This is a genomic window from Rhizobium sp. S96, assembly GCF_030382195.1.
Lineage (GTDB): Bacteria > Pseudomonadota > Alphaproteobacteria > Rhizobiales > Rhizobiaceae > Rhizobium.
In genome coordinates this window covers 1-3,511 of sequence record NZ_JAUDRY010000037.1, presented here as the reverse complement: position 1 = coordinate 3,511, position 3,511 = coordinate 1, and the positions used below count along the sequence as shown (strand labels likewise).

General features: G+C 61.8%; 1 protein-coding gene. It reads left to right on the top strand.

The annotated features are described in order from the left end of the window. The coding region (locus QTL94_RS24855; RefSeq protein WP_289803364.1) for a beta strand repeat-containing protein at positions 1-3,511 on the top strand (3,511 nt) is incomplete at both ends.

Here is a 3,511-nt window from a genome sequence, read left to right as displayed (position 1 = left end):
CGACGGCACGACGACGGTTGCGGGCAGTGCAACGCTCGACATCACGCCGGTCAATGATGCGCCTGTTGCTCCGCCGGTGACGCTTGACGCGATTGCCGAAGACAGCGGTGCGCATCTGATCACCCAGGCTCAGCTTCTGGCTGGCGCGACGGATGTCGATGGCGACGAGCTTTCGGTCAGCGGCGTTTCGGCTTCGTCGGGCACGCTGCACGACAACGGCGACGGCACGTGGACCTTCACGCCTGCAGCCAACGACGACACCTCCGTCAGCTTCAGCTACACGGTGTCCGACGGCACGACGACGGTTGCGGGCAGTGCAACGCTCGACATCACGCCGGTCAATGATGCGCCTGTTGCTCCGCCGGTGACGCTTGACGCGATTGCCGAAGACACCGGTGCGCATCTGATCACCCAGGCTCAGCTTCTGGCTGGCGCGACGGATGTCGATGGCGACAAGCTTTCGGTCAGCGGCGTTTCGGCTTCGTCGGGCACGCTGCACGACAACGGCGACGGCACGTGGACCTTCACGCCTGCAGCCAACGACGACACCTCCGTCAGCTTCAGCTACACGGTGTCCGACGGCACGACGACGGTTGCGGGCAGTGCAACGCTCGACATCACGCCGGTCAATGATGCGCCTGTTGCTCCGCCGGTGACGCTTGAGGCGATTGCCGAAGACAGCGGCGCGCATGTGATCACCCAGGCTCAGCTTCTGGCTGGTGCGACGGATGTCGATGGCGACAAGCTTTCGGTCAGCGGCGTTTCGGCTTCGTCGGGCACGCTGCACGACAACGGCGACGGCACGTGGACCTTCACGCCGGCAGCCAACGACGACACCTCCGTCAGCTTCAGCTACACGGTGTCCGACGGCACGACGACGGTTGCGGGCAGTGCAACGCTCGACATCACGCCGGTCAATGATGCGCCTGTCATCACCTCCAACGGCGGTGGCGACGCGGCTGCGGTCTCGATCAATGAAAACACGACCGCGGTCACAACCGTAACGGCTACCGACGTCGACACGCCGGCGGCAAACCTCGTCTATTCCATTGTCGGCGGGGACGACAAGAATCTGTTCCAGATCGACAGCGCCTCCGGCGTTCTGAGCTTCAAGAACGCGCCGGACTTCGAGCATGCGCTCGATAATGGCGGCGATAACGTCTACAGCGTCATCGTGCAGGTTTTCGACGGCAGCAAGACCGACACGCAGACGATCAGTGTCAAGGTCAATGATGTTCAGGAAAATATCGCGCCGGTTCTGACGCTGTCGAACGGTGCCTATGTCCTCGATCAGTTCAACCAGAATGCCTATAACGGCAACGACGGTACCGCGAACTGGAAGACGGACTGGATCGAATACGCCGAGAACCAAGGCAATCCTGCGACCACCGGCGATGTCCGGGTGAATGGTGGCGTGCTTGTTCTCTCCGACACCGACTCCGAGGTCGATACCGAAGGCGATTATGTCTACCGCTCTGTCGATCTTACGGGCGCCACCCAGGCGACGCTCACCTTCGACTACAAGCGGGAAAGCATGGAGTCGGACGATGCCGTCCATGTGCAGGTGAAGAGCAACGGCGTCTGGGTCGAGATAGCCACGATCAGCGGCGAGAATATCAGTGACGCAAGCTTCAAGGCAGTAACCGTCGACCTCTCGGCCTACATCTCGTCCTCGACCACGATCCGCTTCTACGCGAATGACGAACTCGAGAACGGCGACATTGTCTACGTCGACAACGTCAAGATCGCCTACACGACGACGCCGACCTTCGTCGAAGGCGGCTCGGCCGTCGCGGTTGTCGGTAACGCCGTGATCGCAGATGCCGATGCCAACATGACCTCGGCCACCGTCAAGCTGACCAACGGCCAGGCTGGCGACGTGCTTTCGATCGCCGGCCAGGCTACCAACAACGGCGCGATCGGCGGCATCACCTACAGCATCAGCGGCAACACCATTACCTTCACGGGCTCAGCCACCAAGGCTGATTACGAAGCTGTGATCGAAGCCGTCCGCTTTGCGAACAGCTCGGAAAATCCGAGCGGCACTGACCGTACCTTCGAGGTTGTCGTCAACGACGGCCTGAACTCGAACATCGCGACGACGACCGTGCACGTGACGGGTGTCAACGACGCGCCGGTCAATACGGTTCCGGGTTCCGCTGTCACGGCTGCGGAGGAGACCAGCACGGCCATCACCGGGCTTTCCGTCTCCGACGTGGATGCAGGCTCCTCGACGCTGACGACGACGCTTTCGGTAACGCACGGCACGCTGACGCTTGCAGCACTTGGCGGCGCGTCCGTCATCGGCAGCGGAACCGGCACGGTGACGCTGAGCGGTACCCTTGCCCAGATCAATGCGACGCTCGCCGGCAATAACGTCTCCTACAAGGGCGAGCTGAACTACAGCGGTTCCGACACGCTGACGATGACGACCAGCGATGGCGGCAATACGGGCACCGGTGGCGTCAAGACCGACACCGATACGGTCTCGATCACCGTGACGCCGGTCAACGATGCCCCGGTCAACACCGTTCCTGGCGCGACGGTGGCTGCGACCGAGGATACCAGCAAGTCGATCACGGGCCTGTCCGTGGCCGACGTCGATGCCGGCTCCTCGATCGTCACGACGACGCTCTCGGTCCTGCACGGCACACTGACGCTCGGCGCAGTCGGCGGTGGTGCGTCGATCAGCGGTAGTGGCACCGGTACCGTGACCTTGAGCGGCACCATTGCCCAGATCAATGCGTCACTCGCCGGAAGCAACGTCTCCTACAAGGGCGAGCTGAACTATAACGGCGCCGACACCCTGACGATGAAGACCGACGATGGCGGTCACAACGGTTCCGGCGGCGCCATGACCGATACCGACACGGTGTCGATCACGGTGGCTGCGGTCAACGATGCGCCGGTCGCCACTGACGATCGCATCATTACGAACGCCGGGTCGAGTGGGACGGTGATTGTTCCGGAATGGGCGTTGCTGGCCAATGACAAGGATGTGGATAGTTCCACGCTCGATGTGACGGCAACCAGCAACAATTCTAGCCTGACAAGCAGCCTTACCTCACATCCAGGGTCAGTTACGTTGACCGATACCGGCGGTAGCAGCGGTGGCACTTTTAACTATACGGTGTCTGACGGTGCCCTCACAGGAACCGGCAGCGTGTCGCTCACGCAAGATGTCTCTGGCAGCCTCGATGGAACCAACTCGGCGGATATTCTTGTCGCCGCTCCCATCATGGTATCGCAGATTACAACCCTCGGCTTCGCTGCGGGCGGCTATGACGCTGGCGACGTGGTTTCGATCACTGTGAACGGCGTGGTCTACAGCTATACGGTCGCTGCAGGCGGTCAGACGGCTGAACAGGTCTATGACGCGCTGAAGGCTGTAAACGTCGGCGGGGTCGCTCTGGCTACCAGTCTGGCAGCTGACGGTGTCACCTGGGCGAGTGATTTGACCAATAATGCGGTAACGCTTACAAGCGCGCCCGGTGCGGACAACGCCTTCACT